We start from the raw sequence: 16,519 nt of genomic DNA, 5'->3' as shown, positions 1-16,519 counted from the left end.
GTCTGTCGCAAGGCAGTCATCGTCGTCACTCCTGTTCGTTGACCCACGTGGGTCAACGAACAGTGTGGTTCGATGAGGCGAGGGACAGGATTCGACGACAGCTACCGCGAAGCGGTTTAGTTCAACACCAATAATCGTGCCGGCGGTATAACACAGGTAGAAAGGAAGACACGCTACCGCCCGGGGATCACATCCTTTCCCTGCGACTCCGTTCGCATTGTGGTTTCCTGCTCCCTTCTATCGGCCACTGCCTCGGCGGCTGAAGCCTAGTTAACCTTAGCCAGATTACGTTCGGCAACAAAAAAGCCTGCCGTTTCCGGCAGGCTTTCGTATGACGCGTGTGATGCGGCGGGGCTAGGCGGCGCTTATCCGCCCTGCCCTGGCGATCACTCCCACTCGATGGTGGCGGGCGGCTTGCTGCTCACGTCGTAGGTGACGCGGGAGACGCCGGAGAGCTCGTTGATGATGCGGTTGGAGACCTTCTCCAGCAGCTCGTAGGGCAGGTGCGCCCAGCGGGCGGTCATGAAGTCGATGGTCTCCACGGCGCGCAGGGCGATGACCCACTCGTAGCGGCGGCCGTCGCCGACCACGCCCACGGACTTCACCGGCAGGAAGACGGCGAAGGCCTGGCTGGTCTTGTGGTACCAGCCGGCGTTGTGCAGCTCCTCGATGAAGATGGCGTCGGCCTCGCGCAGGATGTCGGCGTATTCCTTCTTCACCTCGCCGAGGATGCGCACGCCCAGGCCGGGCCCCGGGAAGGGGTGGCGGTAGACCATGTCGTAGGGCAGGCCGAGCTCGACGCCGAGCTTGCGCACCTCGTCCTTGAACAGCTCGCGCAGCGGCTCGACCAGCTTGAGCTTCATGGTCTCGGGCAGGCCGCCGACGTTGTGGTGCGACTTGATGACGTGGGCCTTGCCGGTCTTGGCGGCGGCGGATTCGATCACGTCCGGGTAGATGGTGCCCTGGGCGAGGAAGTCCACGCCGTCGATCTTGGCGGCCTGCTCGTCGAACACGTCGATGAAGGTGTTGCCGATGATCTTGCGCTTGTCTTCCGGGTCGGCCACGCCCTCGAGCTTGCCGAGGAACAGGTCTTCGGCGTCGGAGCGGATGACGCGCACGCCCATGTGCTGGGAGAAGGTCTCCATCACCTGGTTGCCTTCGTCCTTGCGCAGCAGGCCGTTGTCGACGAACACGCAGGTCAGCTGGTCGCCGATGGCCTTGTGCAGCAGCGCGGCGACCACGGAGGAGTCCACGCCGCCGGAGAGGCCGAGCAGCACGTGGCGGTCGCCGACCTGCTCGCGCACGCGGGCGATCTGGTCCTCGATGATCTGGGCCGGGGTCCAGTTGCGCTCGCTCTGGCAGATATCCAGCACGAAGTGCTCGAGGATGCGCTGGCCCTGCAGGGTGTGGGTCACCTCGGGGTGGAACTGCACGCCGAAGAAGCGCTTCTCTTCCCAGGCCATGGCGGCGATCGGGCAGCTCGGGGTGGAGGCGGTCACGCTGAATTCGGCCGGCACCTGGGCGACCTTGTCACCGTGGCTCATCCACACGTCGAGCAGGCTGCGGCCGGTCTCGGAATCGATGTGGTCGGAGATGTCCTTGAACAGCGCGGTCTCGACGTCGAGGCGCACCTGGGCGTAGCCGAACTCGCGCTTGTGGGAGCCTTCCACGGCGCCGCCGAGCTGCTCGGCCATGGTCTGCATGCCGTAGCAGATGCCGAGCACCGGCAGGCCCATCTCGAACACGCACTGCGGGGCGCGGGGCGAGCCCAGCTCGGTGACGGATTCCGGGCCGCCGGCGAGGATAATGCCATTGGGGGCGTACTCGCGGATCTCTTCCTCGGTGATGTCGAAGGCGCGGATCTCGGAGTAGACCCCGATCTCGCGTACCCGGCGGGCGATCAGCTGGGTGTACTGGGAGCCGAAGTCGAGGATCAGGATCTTGTGGGCGTGAATGTCGGTCATCTGGCCTTTCCTATGCGAGGCGGGCAAAACGGATGGCGAATTTCGCGGGCCGGAAGCGAAAAGCTGGAAGCGGCCCAGGGCGCACTTCCAGCTTCAAGCTTCCGGCTTCAAGCTTGGGTTAACCCGCGCGGTAGTTCGGGGCTTCCTTGGTGATCTGCACGTCGTGAACGTGGGACTCGTTGAAGCCGGCGCCGGTGATCTTCACGAACTCCGGCTTGGTGCGCATCTCCTCGATGCTGGCGCAGCCGGTGTAGCCCATGGAGGCGCGCAGGCCGCCCATCATCTGGTGGACGATGGCGCCCATCAGGCCCTTGTAGGGCACGCGGCCTTCGATGCCTTCCGGCACCAGCTTCTCGACGCCGGCTTCCTTGTCCTGGAAGTAGCGGTCGCTGGAGCCCTGGGTCTGGGACATGGCGCCCATGGAGCCCATGCCGCGGTAGGCCTTGTAGGTGCGGCCCTGGTAGAGCTCGACCTCGCCCGGGGCTTCCTCGGTGCCGGCCAGCAGGCCGCCGACCATCACCGCGCTGGCGCCAGCCGCGATGGCCTTGGCCAGGTCGCCGGAGTAGCGCACGCCGCCGTCGGCGATCAGCGGGATGTCGTAGGCCTTGAGCGCCGCGGCGACGTTGGAGACGGCGGTGATCTGCGGCACGCCGACGCCGGCGACGACGCGGGTGGTGCAGATGGAACCGGGGCCGATGCCGACCTTGACGCCATCAGCGCCGGCCTCGGCCAGCGCCTTGGCGGCCTCGGCGGTGGCGATGTTTCCGCCGATCACCTGGATCTGCGGGAAGTGCTCCTTGACCCAGGCCACGCGATCGATCACGCCGCGGGAGTGGCCGTGGGCGGTGTCGACGATAATGGCATCGACGCCGGCTTCGGCCAGGGCGGCGATGCGGTCCGGCGTCTCGGGGCCGGTGCCCACGGCGGCGCCGACCAGCAGGCGGCCGTCGCTGTCCTTGGCGGCGTTCGGGAAGGTGCGGGCCTTCTCGATGTCCTGGAAGGTGACCAGGCCGCGCAGGCGGAACTCGTCGTCCACTACCAGCATCTTCTCGACGCGGTGTTCCTGCATCTTGCCCTTGATCACGTCGAGCGCGGTGCCCTCGGCCACGGTGACCAGCTTCTCGCGCGGGGTCATGATGTCGGCCACGCTGTCGCCGTGGTTGGGCTGGAAGCGCATGTCACGCTCGGTGACGATGCCCACCAGGGTCTCGCCTTCCACCACCGGGAAGCCCGAGAAGCCGTGCTCGCGGGCCATCGCCAGCAGATCAGCGAGCTTGGCCTTGGCCCCGACGGTGACCGGGTCCTTCACGATCACGCTCTCGTGCTTCTTGACCTTGCGCACCTCGGCGGCCTGCTGGGCGATGGTCATGCTCTTGTGGATGATGCCGATACCGCCTTCCTGGGCCATGGCGATGGCCAGGCGGGCCTCGGTGACGGTGTCCATGGCGGCGGAGAGGAGCGGGATGTTGAGGTACAGGTCGCGAGTCAGGCGCGTCCGGAGGCTGACGTCCTTGGGCAGGACCTCCGAATAGCCGGGAACGAGTAATACGTCATCGAACGTAAGAGCTTCTTGGGCCATACGTAGCATAATCGGCAACACCCAGTGCGCTGGAGGAGGGAGAAGTTAATCGACCATTATAACGGCTCGGGCCGCTTTCCGGCAATCCGGTGGATGACTCCACGCCAGGTGCGGTGACTCGGGGCTACCCCGTCGACAAGCCTGCGAGGAGACGCGGTAGATACGTCCTTGTAGCTCCCGACGCCATCCATGGCGTAGGAGCTCCTCTTCGGCTTGTCCCCGGCGCCCCTCGTCGGCAGCGAAGACCATGATCCCAGCGATTCGCCTTTAGTCGTCGCGGCGGAACTCACGGCGCCAGCGCGCCAGGAAGGCCTCGCGGCGCTGGGGGTCGACGAAGGCCAGCAGCGAGGCGTTGAGCGGGATCGGGTAGAGCCGCTCGCCCACCTGGTCGCGCAGCCGCGCCGCGGTGTAGGGGCCGATCACGTCCGGGCGCACGCTGAACAGCGGCGTCTCGCCGGCCAGCACCCGCTGGCCGGCGTGGCTGAGCAGGAAGTCGACGAAGGCCTCGGCGGCGGCGGGATGCGGGGCGTCGCGATGCACGAAGGCCATGCGCATCAGCACCAGGGCGTAGTCCTGGGGCACCTGGACGATCACCTCGGGATGCTCCTGGGCCCACACCATGGCGTAGGAGCCGAGCAGGTTGTAGCCGAGCCAGTAGCGCCCGTCGCTGATCCCCTTGAGCATGGCGCGGGTGTTGTTCTCCAGATGGGCGTCGACCCGCCCCATGCCGGCCACCAGGTCCCAGAAGCGCGGCGTGTAGCGAGCGTCCTGCTGGAACAGCGTGTAGCCCACGCCGCTGCCCAGCGGCGAGTAGGTGGTCACCTTGCCGGCGAGCGCCTCACGCTCGGTGGTCAGCAGGGTGTGCAGGTCGGCGTGGGTCTGCGGCGGCAGCATGCGCCGCGACAGGTCGAGCCGGTAGGCCATGACGATCGGCTCGAAGGTGAAGCCGAACACCTCGTCGCGCCACTTGGCCCATTCCGGCCACTGGCGCGCCTCGGCGGAGTCCAGGCGCCGCGCATGGCCCTCGTTGACCCGCGCCATCTGCCACGGCATCGCCGAGCTGATCACCACGTCCGGCGCCGGGCCGTCATCGACGACCCGCTCGTCGACCTCCAGGGTCGAGCGGTCGCGAAACTCCAGCACGATGTCGGGATGGGCGGTGCGGAAGGCGTCGAGCAGCGGCGTGACCACCTCGCGGTCCAGGGCGGCCTCCACCACCAGCGGCGTGGCGGCGCCCGCCGGGGCGGCGAGCCCCAGCAGCGCGATCAGCAGGCCAGCGAGCGGGGAACGGCAGCGGCGGATCATGGCGTCTCCTCCTCGGCGCAGCGCGGCAGGTGCAGGCGCACCACCAGGCCGTGGGGCGAACGCTCGGCGAGGCTCAGCCGACCATCGAAGCGCCGGGCGATGGAGTCGACGATGGCGAGCCCCAGCCCGGAGCCGTCGGTATCCTGGCGGCCGCCGCGCTCGAAGGGCTGCAGCAGCCGCTCGCGGGCCTCGGCCGGCACGCCGGGGCCGTCGTCCTCCACGTAGAGTGTCAGCGTCTCGGCGTCCCCCATAAGGCCCAGGGTGATGGTGCTGCCGGGCGGCGTATAGCGCAGGGCGTTGTCGATCAGGTTGCCGAGCAGCTCGCGCAGCGCCCAGGCCTCGGCGCGAACGTAGCTCGGGCCGGCCGGCAGCTCGTCGAGCCCCAGGTCGTGGTCGCGGGCCGCCTCGCGCCCGGCCCAGTCGAGCAGCGTCTCGCGCAGCAGCGCGGCCAGGTCCAGCGGGGCGACTTCCCCCTCCTCTTCCACGTGGCGCAGCCGCCCCAGGCTCAACAGCTGGCCGGCCAGCCGGCTGGTGCGCGCCGCCCCCTCGTGCACCGCGCCCAGCGCAGCATGCCAGTCGGCGGGATCGGGGCTCTTCAGCGCCAGTTCGCTGACGCTCTGCAGCCCGGCCAGCGGCGTCTTGAGCTGGTGGCTGGCGTCGGCGGTGAAGCGCAGCAGCGCCTCGCGGCTCTGTCGCTGGCGGGCGAACAGGTGGTCGAGTGTCTGGGCCAGCTCGCGCATTTCCTCGGGCACCCGGGCATCCAGGGGGCGCATGTCGTCGGCCTCGCGCGCCCGCAGCTGGCGGCGCAGCCGGCGCATGGGGCCTAGCGCCACTCGCAGCGCCATGGCCATCAGCACCCCGGCCAGCAGCACCATGGCCACGAAGCGGCTGACGGTGCGCTCGAACAGCTCGTCGGCCAGCGCCCCCCGCCCCTCGCGGGTGTGGCCGACCCAGATCTGCACCGGTTCCTGGGAGACCCAGCCCGCCGAGTCGTACTCACGGCCGTAGAGCCGCCAGGAAGTGCCGTCGAACTCGGTGGTCAGCGCCCGGGGGGCATGGGCAGCACGTTCCCGCCAGCCCGGCGAGATGGCGTAGGCCATGTTGGTGGAGACCGCCTCGCCGTCGGCGTCGAGCACCGCGTAGAAGACCCGCTCCTGGTGGCGGGTAGCGAGTATCTGCAGCGCCGCGGCGGGAATCTCCACCACCGGCTCGCCCTGCTGCCACTGCACCGCCTCGGCGATGGTCAGGGCGGCGGCCTCGAGCTGGCTGTCGTAAGCGCGCTGGGCGGCACGGTGGGCGCTCCACCAGGCCTCGACCATCAGCAGCGCGCCGAGCCCGCTCACCGTGACCAGCAGCCACACCGCCAGGCGGCGCTTCAGCGAGCCGCTGACCTCGATCACCCGGCGTCGTCCTCCAGCCGGTAGCCGAGCCCGCGGAAGGTGCGGATGCGCAGCCCGCTGCCCTTGAGCCGCTTGCGCAGCCGGCTGACGTAGACCTCCAGGGCGTTGGTGCCCACCTCGTCGAAGCCGAACAGCCGGCGCTCCAGGGCTTCGCGCGGGGCGATGCTGCCGGCGTGCAGCAGCAGGCCCTCGACCAGCAGCAGCTCGCGACGCGGCAGCTCCAGCGGCGCCTCCTCGAGGCTGGCGCTGCCGGTCGCCGGGTCGAAGGCCAGCGGCCCGTGGCGCAGGCGGTTGTCGCTGCGCTGCTGGCTGCGCCGCAGCAGGGCCCGAACCCGGGCCTCGAGTTCGGCGATCGAGAACGGCTTGGCCAGGTAGTCGTCGGCGCCCAGGTCGAGGCCGGAGACCCGGTCGTCGACGGCGTCGCGGGCGGTGAGGATCAGCACCGGGGTGGTATCGCCGCGGTCGCGCAGCTCCGCCAGCAGCTCCAGGCCGTCGCCGTCGGGCAGGCCGAGATCGAGCAGGACCAGGTCGAAGCAGTCGTGGGCCAGCGCGGCCCGGGCCTCGGCGCGGGTGGCGAAGGCCTCGACGGTGTTGCCCAGCGGGGCCAGGGCGTGTTCCAGGGAGCGGGCGATCAGCGGATCGTCCTCGATGACCAGCAGGCGCATTCGACCAATGTCTCAGAGGGTATCGGGCAGGATGACAGGTTGATGAAAGGTGGCGGACCTAGCATCGCTCGGGCCATCGACAGGATGGCGGTCGAGGCAGCGCCTCGCGTCTCGCGCTCGCCTTTCAAAACAAGAGAACAGGAGTTCGCCATGAAGATCAACACGGCCATCCGCCACGCCTCCGGCATTGCCCTGCTGGGCGGCGCCCTGCTCGCCGGCCAGGCCCAGGCGGCCGGCGAGTCCGAATGCATCGCCCCCGCCAAGCCCGGCGGCGGCTACGACCTGACCTGCCGCCTGGCGGCCAACGGCCTGCTGGCCGCCGAGCTGATCGACGAACCGATGCTGGTGACCTACATGCCGGGCGGCATCGGCGCGGTGGCCTACAACCACGTCAACGGCGTGCGCAGCGACGACGACAACCTGATCGTCGCCGCCAGCACCGGTGCGGCGGTCAACCTGGCGCTGGGCAAGTTCGGCCAGTACGACGCCAGCGAAGTGCGCTGGCTGGGCGCCCTGGGCGTCGACTACGGCGCCATCGTGGTCAGCGCCGACGCGCCCTGGCAGAGCCTCGACGAGCTGATGGCCGACCTCCAGGAGGACCCGAGCTCGGTGGCCTTCGGCGCCGGCGGCACCGTGGGCAGCCAGGACTGGATGAAAGCAGCGCTGACCGCCAAGGCCGGCGACATCGACCCGCGCGAGCTGCGCTACGTGGCCTTCGAGGGCGGCGGCGAGGCGCTGGCCGCACTGCTCGGCGACCACATCCAGGTGTTCACCGGCGACCTGTCCGAGCTTCAGTCCCAGCTCGAGAGCGGCAAGGTCCGCGTGCTGGCCGCGCTCTCCGAGGAACGCATGGGCGGCCCCTACGCCGAGATCCCCACCGCCGCCGAGCAGGGCTACGACGTCCAGTGGCCGATCTGGCGCGGCTACTACATGGGCCCGGACGTCAGCGACGAGGCCTACCAGGCGTGGATCGAGCGTTTCAAGGAGCTGGCCGACAACCCCGGCTTCGCCGAGATGCGCGAGGAGCGTGGGCTGTTCCCGATGGCGCGCTTCGGTGACGACTTCGACGCCTACGTGAAGGATCAGGTCGCCGACTTCAAGTCACTGGCCGAAGAAGTGGGTCTGAAATGAGGATCGCCGCCGACCGACTGCTGGGGCTTGCCCTGATCGGTCTGGCGGCGTTCATCGCCGTCCAGTCCCTTCAACTGGAAGTCCCTTTCAGCTACGAGCCCGTGGGGCCGAAAGCCTTCCCGCTGGGACTGGCGGCCCTGCTCGCCGGCCTGGCGCTGGTGCTGGTGATCCGTCCCGGCGAGGACGGCGAGTGGCCCCACGCCGCCCTGGGGCTGAGGCTGCTGGTGGTGCTGGGCCTGCTGCTGGTCTATGCGCTGCTGTTCACCCGCCTGGGCTTCGTGCCGGCCTCCTTCCTGGTGGTGGCGACCCTGGCCCGGCTGTTCGACGCCAGCTGGCCCCAGGCGCTGCTCACCGGCGCCCTGATGGCCGTGGGCAGCTACTTCCTGTTCACCGAGGCGCTGGGCATCGCCCTGCCCACCGGCACCTGGTTGGCCGACATCCTCTAGAGGAGCTGCGAGATGTTCGATTTCCTGATCGAGGGCTTCGGCGTCGCGCTGAGCCCGCTGAACCTGGGGCTGGCCTTCCTCGGCGCCCTGCTCGGCACCCTGTTCGGCGCGCTGCCGGGCATCGGCCCGATCAACGGCATCGCCATCCTGATGCCGCTGGCCTATACCCTGGGCCTGCCCGCCGAGTCGGCGCTGATCCTGCTGGCCGGCATCTATACCGGCGCCGAGTACGGCGGCCGGATGTCGAGCATCCTGCTCAACGTGCCCGGCGACGCCGGCGCGGTGATGACCACCCTGGACGGCCATCCGCTGGCCAAGAAGGGCCTGGCCGGCCCGGCGCTGGGCCTGTCGGCGGTGAGCTCGTTCGTCGGCGCCACCATCGCCATCATCGGCCTGACGCTGTTCGCGCCGCTGCTGGCCGAGGTGGCGGTGATGTTCGGCCCCGCCGAGTTCTTCGCGCTGATGATCTTCGCCTTCTCGTCGATGTCGGTGATGATGGGCAAAGACCCGATCAAGACCGCCATCGGCGCGGTGCTGGGCGTGCTGATCGCCACCGTGGGCGTCGACTCCGGCACCGGCGTGATGCGCTTCACCTTCGGCATGCCCGAGCTCTACGACGGCATCGACTTCGTGGTGATGATCATCGGCCTGTTCGCGATCAGCGAGATCCTGCTGATGCTGGAGCACGCCCACCGCCGCGACGGCGACGGCGAGCTGCCGGCCCTGGGCCGCGTGTTCGTCAGCCTCAAGGAAGTGATGTACTGCAAGGGCGCCATGGGTCGCTCGGGGCTGCTCGGCTTCGTGATCGGCGTGCTGCCGGGCACCGGCGCCTCGGTGGCCGGCGCGGTCTCCTACACCACCGAGAAGCGCCTCTCCGACAAGGAAGGCACCTTCGGCAAGGGCGACATGCGCGGCCTCGCGGCCCCGGAGGCGGCCAACAACGCCTCGGCGGCGGGCTCCTTCGTGCCGATGCTGACCCTTGGCATTCCCGGTTCCGGCACCACCGCCGTGCTGCTCGGCGCGCTGATGCTCTACAACATCACCCCGGGCCCGATGATGTTCACCGAGCGCCCCGAGGTGGCCGGCGGGCTGATCGCCTCGCTGTATATCGGTAATATCGTGCTGCTGGCCTTGAACCTGCCGCTGGCCGGTGTGTTCGCCCGGGTGCTGACGATTCCGCGCTGGGTGCTGGTGCCGGCCATCGCCATCCTGGCCTTCGTCGGCGTCTACCAGCTGCACTCCGACCTGACCGCCATCTACCTGATGCTGATCATCGGCGTGTTCGGCTACCTGCTGCGCAAGCTCGGCTTCTCGCTGGCCCCGGTGATCCTCGGCTACGTGCTGGGCGGGCTGATGGAGCAGAACCTGCGCCGGGCGCTGTCGATCAGCGGCGGCGACGCGGGTATCCTGTGGCAGTCCGGCATCTCGCTGGGGCTGTGGATCGCCGCCGCCGCGCTGCTGGTGCTGCCCTGGCTGGTGCCGAAGCTGCTCGCCGGCCGCACCCGCCGCCACGCCGGCTGATCCTCGACTCGGGCCCGCTCAAGCGGGCCCGATGCGTTTGAAAAGGAGATTCATCGACTTGCCTTCCCCCGCCGCCTCGCCCATCGCCCCTCTGCTGCGCTTCCTGCCCACCCTGACCCTCGGCATCGCCGGCGGCGCACTGGCCTTCGCCGTGAACCTGCCGCTGCCGTGGCTGCTCGGCGCCATGATCGCCACCACCGCGACGAGCATGGCCGGCGTGCGACTGCGCTCCCCGGGCCGCGGCCGCAAGGGCGTGCTGGTGGTGATCGGGGTGATGCTGGGCTCGGCCTTCACCCCGGAGCTGTCCGGGGACCTGGGGCTGTGGAGCCTGAGCCTGGCGGTGATGCTGGTGGCCACGGCAGCGATGATGGCCTTCTCGGTGTGGTTCTCGCAGCGAATCGCCGGCCACTCGCAGGAGACCGCGCTGTATGCCGGCGTGCCGGGCGGCGTGTCCACGGTCACGGTGATGGCGATGGCCTCCGGCGCCGACCTGCGGGTGGTGGGCATGACCCATGCGGTGCGCATTCTGGTGCTGCTGGTGGCGATCCCCCCGGTGCTCCAGGCGATCGGCCACGTCGACCTGGCCGGCGCTACGCCGGACCCGTCGCGCTGGCTGTGGCTGCCCGGCCCGGCGGATGCGGCCTGGCTGGTCGCCGCGGGCCTCGGCGGCCTGTGGCTGGCACGCCTGCTGCGCCTGCCCAACGCCCTGCTGTTCGGCCCGGCGCTGGTCTCGGCGGCCCTGCACCTCACCGGCGTCACCCACGCCGCGGTGCCACCGACGCTGCTGGCTTTGGCCCAGGTGTTGATCGGCGTCTCGGTGGGCGTGCGCTTCGCCGGCACCTCGCTGGCCCGGGTCGGCCAGACGCTGGTGATGGCCGTCGGCCAGGCGCTGGTGCTGCTGGCCCTCGCCGTGGTCGCCGCCTGGGCCGGCCATCTGCTGACCGGCTACTCGGCCGCCGCGGCGCTACTGGCCTACATGCCTGGCGGCGCCCCCGAACTGAGCCTGGTGGCGCTGACGCTGGGCATCGACCCGGCCTTCGTCACCACCCACCACCTGCTGCGCATCAGCGTGCTGGTGCTGATACTGCCGGCGCTGCTGAGAATGCTCGAGCGTCCCGAGAGTTAGCCCCCGGCGCCTGATGGCGCCATTCGCGCGATGAATCGCGCTCCCACGAAAGGCACGGGGCCTCAGACAGCGGGCTGGTTGGCATCCGATGTGTCGGCGGTGGGACGCCGTCCGCCCGTCAGCCGCGGTGCTGGTCGAGAAAGTCGATCAGCCGCGGGAAGATGTCCTCGTGGACCCGATTGCCCATGAACACGTCCTGATGGCCGTAGCCTGGAAAGATCGCCAACTGATGGCGGCCGGGCACCACCGCCTCCAGGGCCCGGTGGCAGTGGATGTTGCTGTCGGTGAAGACGCGGTTGGTGTCGCCGGTCATGAACAGGCAGGGCGTGTCGACGGCCGCGGCGCCGGCGAGGTAGTCGTCGGGCAGGTCGGCGTAGCGCGGGTCGTCGGGCTTCATGCGTACCGTGCGGTGGCCGCGGCCCAGCATCTTCAACACGTGCTTGTGGTAGTTGAGTCCCACCGGGCCGTAGAGGTCGCCGCCCCGCCGGTGGGTGATCTCGGCGAGGTTCTCGTGGCGGTAGAGTGCCGGCCAGCCGGTGCCCCACATCAGCGACAGCATGTGGCAGGCGGGCACGTCGCACTCGCGATGGAACAGCGACACCAGTTTCGACAGCAGCTTGCCGACGGTCAGCCGCGGGTCCTCGCTCCAGCGCGGGCTGACGTAGGGCTGCTGGAAGATGCGCTCGATGATGAAGGGGAAGACGTGGCCCTTGATCCGCGACCAGGTGGGTACGTGGGGCGTCAACGCCACGCTGTTGGCGATGCAGGAGTCGATGCCGGTGACGGTGCCGGCGAACAGCGCCATGGTGAAGCTCATGGCCCCCAGGCAGTGACAGATGACATGGAGGTTGACGTCGGCGCCGGCCACCTCGCGGATCTTGGCCACGGCGGCCGGGTGGTCATAGAGCGCGCAGTCGTCCATCGACCAGTCGCTAGGCTGCAGGTTGTAGGCATGGCGGTTGCTCATGCGGAAGTCCAGGGTCCAGACATCGGTGAAGCCGGCATCCAGCAGGCAGGAAACCAGGTTGTCGTGCTCGGGCTGGATGAACATGTCCGAGGAGGTGGTCAGGCCGTGGATGATCATCACCACGTTGCGGCACGGCGCCCGGCAGAAGCGCAGCAGCGACAGCCCCAGGCCGTCCTCGGTGGTGAAGTGATGAGTGCTGGTCTCGGCGTCCCGGACGCCCTTCAGGGTGTAGAGCGGAATCTCCCGGCTCATGCTGCCCTCCTTGATCGATATGCCTCGCTCCTCGTACCTTGCCCCTCGCCCCTCGTATCTTGCCCTAGGCGAGTATCTCGGCCATGGCGCGCTCGGCCAGGGCGGCGATGGTCCGCGAGGGGTTGAGCCCCAGGGCCCGGGGCACGATGGAGCCGTCCAGCACGTGCAGCCCCGGGTAGCCGAATGCCTCGCCCTTGTGGTCCACCACGCCGGCCTCGGCGCGGGTGCCCATGTTGCAGCCGCCCAGCGGGTGCGGGGTCAGCAGGTAGTCGAACAGCGACCAGGACGGCGGTTCCAGCGCCAGCCCGCCGGTGGCCGCGGAGAGCCGCTTATGGCGCTCGACCAGCGCCTGCACGACCGGCCGCGAGCGGCGCACGTCGTAGTCGAGCTCGAGCGCCAGGTCGCGGTCGAACCAGCCGCGCTCCAGGCGCATCACGCCGTCGCTGGCGTCCACGCCCTGGCCGAACCAGGGCATCAGGTGGGCCTGGGGGTCGTGCCCCTGCAACAGGCCGTCGAGCAGTAGCCGCCAGCCCTCGAACAGCCGCTCCCCCGCGGCGTGGCGCTCCAGGGCGGCACGCAGGGCGTTGCCGACCACGTCGGGAAAGCCGCCGTCCTCGACGAAGTAGCGCGCGCCACCGTCGCTGCCGTCCAGGTAGTCGATGGCGCAGGTGATGGTCGGCCCGCGGGTCGGCGAGACGTCGCGCCCGGCGTACAGCGCCGGGGTCAGGAAGTCGCCGTTGGCGCACCAGCCGTGGCCGAGCCGGGGCGACAGCGCCGGCAGGGTGCGGTACTGGTCACGGCAACGCAGCAGCAGCTCGGTGGAGCCCAGCGAGCCGGCGGCCACCACCACCCGACGGGCGCTTTCGCTGGCCTCGCCGCCGCCGTCCAGGCGCCGGTAGCGCACCCGGTAGCCCTGCCCGTCCGGCTCGATGGCCTGCACCAGGCACAGCGGCCGAATCTCGGCTCCCCGGTCCTCGGCGCGGGCCAGGTAGTTGAGGTCCAGGGTGTTGCGGGCGCCCACCGGGCAGCCCAGGTCGCAGTCGCCGCAGTGCATGCAGGTGCCCTGGGCGCGGCCGGCAACGTTGGTCTGTGCCGAACTGTGGCGCGGGTCGTGGGGATCCGCGAGGCCGTAGTGCCAGGCGTCGTCGAAGCGCACCGCCAGCGGCAGGTCGCGGAACCGGTCGGCGGCGCCGGTGGCCTGGGCGGCCTCCTGCATCAGCCGATGGCGCGCGGTGCGCTGGCCAGCGGGCAGGGTCTGGACCTCGAGCATGCGTCCGGCGGTGGCGTAGTGCGGCGCCAGCGCCTCGAAGTCGATCTCCTCTGGCCAGCCGTGATCGAAGACGAAGCGCTCGGCCTCGACGAAGACGTTGGCATAGATCAGCGAGCCGCCGCCGACGCCCGCCCCCTGGGCCACGCCTACCCGCGGGAACAGCCGCAGATCCAGCCAGCCATGGTGGCGCTGGGGGTCCTGGGCATCGAAGACCCAGTCGTCCTCGGGGCCGCGCGGCAGGTCCTCGGTGGCCCAGCGCCGCCCGCGCTCCAGCACCAGCACCCGCTGGCCGGCCTCGGCCAGCCGACAGGCCGAGACCGCGCCGCCGAAGCCCGAGCCGATGACGATGGCGTCGAAGCTCATGCTCATGGCCGACCTCCCCGGGCCAGGGGCGCGTAGAGGTCCCACAGCTCGCCGAAGAAGAAGCCGCCGAAGGCGGCCAGGGTGCGCGCGTCGCCGTCGCCGGTGACGCGCAGCGTCGACAGCAGCGCCGTCAGCTGGGGCACGCCGAGCTCCAGAATGCCGGCGCCGACCACCTCGCCGCCGGTATCCGTGCCGCGGTGCAGGCGGGTATAGAGGGTGGTGGTGTCGCGCCACAGGTCGGGGCCGGGGTCGTCGCGCACGCGCTTCTCGCCGGCCAGATAGTAGTCGACGCCGTCGACCGGCAGCGCCAGCTCGTAGACCATGCGACGCCCCATGCCGTCGTCCCCGGCTGACGAGAACAGCCGGAAGACGCCGCCGCTCGCCGCCAGGTCGACGCCCAGCGGCGGGAAGTCGACCCGCCCACCGAGTCCCCCGGGATGCCCGGGGTCGGCCAGGAAGGCCGCCAGGTCGTCGATGGCCACGGCGGCGTGCATGGCCAGCCGGGTGCCGGCCCGGCGCCCCGCGGCCGCGCCGCGCGCCGGGTCGGTCTCGCCCAGGGCGAAGGCGCCGCGCATGGTCTCCTCGAAGGCGATGCCCGCGCTCATGATGTGGTCCTCCCTAGCAGCCTGTCGGACTTAACACTGATCTACTGCGAATCCCGGTCTTTCGGCCAAACCCGACAGGCTGCTAGTCCCAGGGCGCCAGCGGCAGCTCGTTCACCCGCACCGGGCGGCCGTCGGCGTCGGCCACCTCCACCGGCTCGCCCCGGGCGTCGAGCACCCGGACGCGCAGCCGCTGGCGGCCCTTGTCGAGCTCGAGGCGGCAGAAGTTGTCTTCCTGGCTGAAGCCCCAGGCCCGGTAGTGCACCACCGGTGCGCTGTGATCGCCCTCCCCGCCCTCCAGCGGGAAGCCGTCGTACTGCTCATCCACGCGGGAGTCGTGCACGAAGCCGTTGGGGTCGCCGTCGGCGAACGGGAAGGGCCAGTAGAGCGCCGAGGAGGTGACATCATAGGCGAACAGGCCCTGATCGTTCCCCTCGCTCTCGAAGGTCAGCCGGGCGACGTTGGCGCAGTGCACGTCGCCGCTGAGGAAAATCACGTTCTGGATGCCATGATCGTGAATGTGCTGGAGGATCGCCTGGCGGGTGCGCGGATAGGCCGGCCAGGAGTCGCTGGCCTCGCGCCGCTCGAGGTTGGCCGCCAGGCGCTGGCGCTCGGGCTCGTCGCGGTACTCGTTGCCGAGGCGCTCGTCGATGGGGCTCGGCGCGAAGACGCTGGAGGTGACCAGGAACTTGGGCACGTTGCCGTGCTCGCGCTGCTGCTCGCCGAGCCACTCGAGCAGCCGGTCGAGCTGGCCAGGGTGGGCCGGATCGATGGTCGGCCGGCCCAGCAGGTGGTTGTCGTGGAGGCCGGCCCGCTGCCGGTAGCGCTGGGTGCGGGTGTCGACCACGAAGAACGGGTAGCCGGCGCAGCTGAAGCGGTAGTAGAGCCGGCGGCCGAAGCTGCGCGGGCCATGGCTCCACTGGTAGCTCATGTAGGCGCCGATGGCGATGTTGAACAGGTGGTGGTTGTTGCGCAGCCGGTCCTGGCTCCAGTTGTCCTCGATCTCGTGGTCATCGAGGATCATGTAGACCGGCGAGTGGCGCAGCAGGTGGCGCATGTTGGGGGCGCCAAAGGCCTCGTGATAGCGCGACTGCATCTCCTCGAAGGTGTCGGCCCGGCCGATCGGCAGGTGGCGGTTGAGCTTGTCGGCGTAGATCTGATCGCCCATCAGCAGCGTGAAGCGCGCCGGCCGGCGCGCGCCCTGCCGCCGGAAGTGGCCGGCCATGGGCGCGAAGATGCGATCCGCCTCCTTGACCTTCCACAGCAGCCCCGGATAGCGGCAGGAGCCGATCAGGAAGTGGAGCTCGTCCGCCGGGCCCGCGGCGGGATCGGGGAAGGTCCGGAAGCGCGCCTCGCAGGCCGGGGCCTCGAGGTCGGCCAGCAGCGCCGCCATGCTGGCGACTGGCGGCAGGCGATCGGCCAGGTCGGCATCGTCCAGCGACTCGGCGTCGGGCAGCGGATCGTCCACGGTGAGGGTCGCGACCCGCACCCGGTACTCGGTATCCGCTTCCAGCGGGAAGGGGCCGGGGCCGTCCCGGCCGCCGAGGCTGGTCTGCCGGCCGAGCACGAAGGTGCCGGTGCGGTCGAACTCGCGATGCAGGCGGAAGAAGTAGGCCCAGGGCTGGCCGGTGGCCGCGTCGTGCAGCGGCCGGCCGCGCTCGTCGACCACCGCCAGCAGCCCCAGGGTGCGCATCTCGGCGCCCAGCTGGACGCCCTCGTCCCGGGAGGCGTGCCCGCGGATCCAGATCCGGCAGCGATCATGGGCGGTATGCCCGACGATCGGTCCCAGGTGAGGTGCACGCAGTCCCGACATGACGGCTCTCCTTCGCTGGTATGGTGCCCGACTGATACCCCGGAATGACGGCGGCACCTAGTCAGCGTAGTCGCGCCACGCGTGGTCGGCTACAGTACGGGGCGCCCGCCATTCC

Annotated in this window: 13 protein-coding genes; 4 read left to right on the top strand and 9 right to left on the bottom strand. The window is 70.1% G+C overall.

Features of this window, described 5'->3' with window-relative positions:
• Positions 1-386: 386 nt before the first annotated feature.
• From guaA to ACGTN6_RS16315, 5 genes are all read right to left on the bottom strand, one after another.
• Positions 387-1,964, bottom strand: coding sequence for a glutamine-hydrolyzing GMP synthase (guaA, locus tag ACGTN6_RS16335; RefSeq protein ID WP_394593584.1), 1,578 nt, complete (start codon positions 1,962-1,964; stop codon positions 387-389).
• A gap of 118 nt (positions 1,965-2,082) precedes the next feature.
• Positions 2,083-3,552, bottom strand: coding sequence for an IMP dehydrogenase (guaB, locus tag ACGTN6_RS16330; protein ID WP_183387491.1), 1,470 nt, complete (start codon positions 3,550-3,552; stop codon positions 2,083-2,085).
• A gap of 258 nt (positions 3,553-3,810) precedes the next feature.
• Positions 3,811-4,848, bottom strand: coding sequence for an ABC transporter substrate-binding protein (locus ACGTN6_RS16325; RefSeq protein ID WP_394593581.1), 1,038 nt, complete (start codon positions 4,846-4,848; stop codon positions 3,811-3,813).
• Complete coding sequence (locus ACGTN6_RS16320; protein WP_394593579.1) at positions 4,845-6,248, bottom strand: sensor histidine kinase; 1,404 nt, start codon at positions 6,246-6,248, stop codon at positions 4,845-4,847. Before ACGTN6_RS16320 ends, ACGTN6_RS16325 begins: the two co-directional genes overlap by 4 nt.
• Positions 6,245-6,913 (bottom strand): response regulator, encoded by a 669-nt coding sequence (locus ACGTN6_RS16315; RefSeq protein ID WP_394593576.1) that lies wholly within the window; start codon positions 6,911-6,913, stop codon positions 6,245-6,247. The genes ACGTN6_RS16320 and ACGTN6_RS16315 overlap by 4 nt, the downstream gene beginning before the upstream one ends.
• 150 nt (positions 6,914-7,063) lie before the next feature.
• Between ACGTN6_RS16315 and ACGTN6_RS16310 the strand changes: the two genes are divergently transcribed.
• Genes ACGTN6_RS16310 through ACGTN6_RS16295 form a run of 4 tightly spaced genes read left to right on the top strand, consistent with a single transcriptional unit; the run spans position 7,064 to position 11,137 of the window.
• On the top strand, positions 7,064-8,044 hold the full coding sequence (locus tag ACGTN6_RS16310) for a Bug family tripartite tricarboxylate transporter substrate binding protein (protein WP_394593574.1): 981 nt from the start codon (positions 7,064-7,066) through the stop codon (positions 8,042-8,044).
• A complete protein-coding gene (locus ACGTN6_RS16305; RefSeq protein ID WP_394593572.1) occupies positions 8,041-8,490 on the top strand; it encodes a tripartite tricarboxylate transporter TctB family protein in 450 nt (149 codons plus the stop codon). Before ACGTN6_RS16310 ends, ACGTN6_RS16305 begins: the two co-directional genes overlap by 4 nt.
• Positions 8,491-8,502: 12 nt before the next feature.
• Complete coding sequence (locus tag ACGTN6_RS16300) at positions 8,503-10,011, top strand: tripartite tricarboxylate transporter permease (protein WP_394593571.1); 1,509 nt, start codon at positions 8,503-8,505, stop codon at positions 10,009-10,011.
• 58 nt (positions 10,012-10,069) lie between these two features.
• Complete coding sequence (locus ACGTN6_RS16295; RefSeq protein ID WP_394593568.1) at positions 10,070-11,137, top strand: AbrB family transcriptional regulator; 1,068 nt, start codon at positions 10,070-10,072, stop codon at positions 11,135-11,137.
• A 118-nt stretch (positions 11,138-11,255) separates the two neighbouring features.
• Here ACGTN6_RS16295 and ACGTN6_RS16290 read toward each other — a convergent pair whose 3' ends face one another.
• From ACGTN6_RS16290 to ACGTN6_RS16275, 4 genes are all read right to left on the bottom strand, one after another.
• Entirely contained in the window at positions 11,256-12,356 is a 1,101-nt protein-coding gene (locus ACGTN6_RS16290; protein ID WP_394593566.1) for an alpha/beta fold hydrolase, read from the bottom strand.
• A 64-nt stretch (positions 12,357-12,420) separates the two neighbouring features.
• On the bottom strand, positions 12,421-13,995 hold the full coding sequence (locus ACGTN6_RS16285) for a GMC oxidoreductase (RefSeq protein WP_394593563.1): 1,575 nt from the start codon (positions 13,993-13,995) through the stop codon (positions 12,421-12,423).
• A complete protein-coding gene (locus ACGTN6_RS16280) occupies positions 13,992-14,594 on the bottom strand; it encodes a hypothetical protein (protein ID WP_394593561.1) in 603 nt (200 codons plus the stop codon). Before ACGTN6_RS16280 ends, ACGTN6_RS16285 begins: the two co-directional genes overlap by 4 nt.
• Positions 14,595-14,676: 82 nt before the next feature.
• Positions 14,677-16,404, bottom strand: a complete 1,728-nt coding sequence (locus ACGTN6_RS16275) for an alkaline phosphatase D family protein (protein WP_394593558.1) — start codon at positions 16,402-16,404, stop codon at positions 14,677-14,679.
• Between the last annotated feature and the right edge of the window lie 115 nt (positions 16,405-16,519).

This window comes from Halomonas sp. B23F22_20 (assembly GCF_043496985.1).
Lineage (GTDB): Bacteria > Pseudomonadota > Gammaproteobacteria > Pseudomonadales > Halomonadaceae > Halomonas.
This window is presented reverse-complemented; position numbering and strand designations above follow the sequence as displayed.

What these genes read in the sequence shown, in the direction of transcription:
- guaB (WP_183387491.1), bottom strand. Translation starts at nt 3,552, where the DNA reads ATGCTACGTATGGCCCAAGAAGCTCTTACGTTCGATGACGTATTACTC.
- guaA (WP_394593584.1), bottom strand. Translation starts at nt 1,964, where the DNA reads ATGACCGACATTCACGCCCACAAGATCCTGATCCTCGACTTCGGCTCC.
- ACGTN6_RS16275 (WP_394593558.1), bottom strand. Translation starts at nt 16,404, where the DNA reads ATGTCGGGACTGCGTGCACCTCACCTGGGACCGATCGTCGGGCATACC.
- ACGTN6_RS16310 (WP_394593574.1), top strand. Translation starts at nt 7,064, where the DNA reads ATGAAGATCAACACGGCCATCCGCCACGCCTCCGGCATTGCCCTGCTG.
- ACGTN6_RS16290 (WP_394593566.1), bottom strand. Translation starts at nt 12,356, where the DNA reads ATGAGCCGGGAGATTCCGCTCTACACCCTGAAGGGCGTCCGGGACGCC.
- ACGTN6_RS16305 (WP_394593572.1), top strand. Translation starts at nt 8,041, where the DNA reads ATGAGGATCGCCGCCGACCGACTGCTGGGGCTTGCCCTGATCGGTCTG.
- ACGTN6_RS16285 (WP_394593563.1), bottom strand. Translation starts at nt 13,995, where the DNA reads ATGAGCATGAGCTTCGACGCCATCGTCATCGGCTCGGGCTTCGGCGGC.
- ACGTN6_RS16300 (WP_394593571.1), top strand. Translation starts at nt 8,503, where the DNA reads ATGTTCGATTTCCTGATCGAGGGCTTCGGCGTCGCGCTGAGCCCGCTG.
- ACGTN6_RS16280 (WP_394593561.1), bottom strand. Translation starts at nt 14,594, where the DNA reads ATGAGCGCGGGCATCGCCTTCGAGGAGACCATGCGCGGCGCCTTCGCC.
- ACGTN6_RS16325 (WP_394593581.1), bottom strand. Translation starts at nt 4,848, where the DNA reads ATGATCCGCCGCTGCCGTTCCCCGCTCGCTGGCCTGCTGATCGCGCTG.
- ACGTN6_RS16315 (WP_394593576.1), bottom strand. Translation starts at nt 6,913, where the DNA reads ATGCGCCTGCTGGTCATCGAGGACGATCCGCTGATCGCCCGCTCCCTG.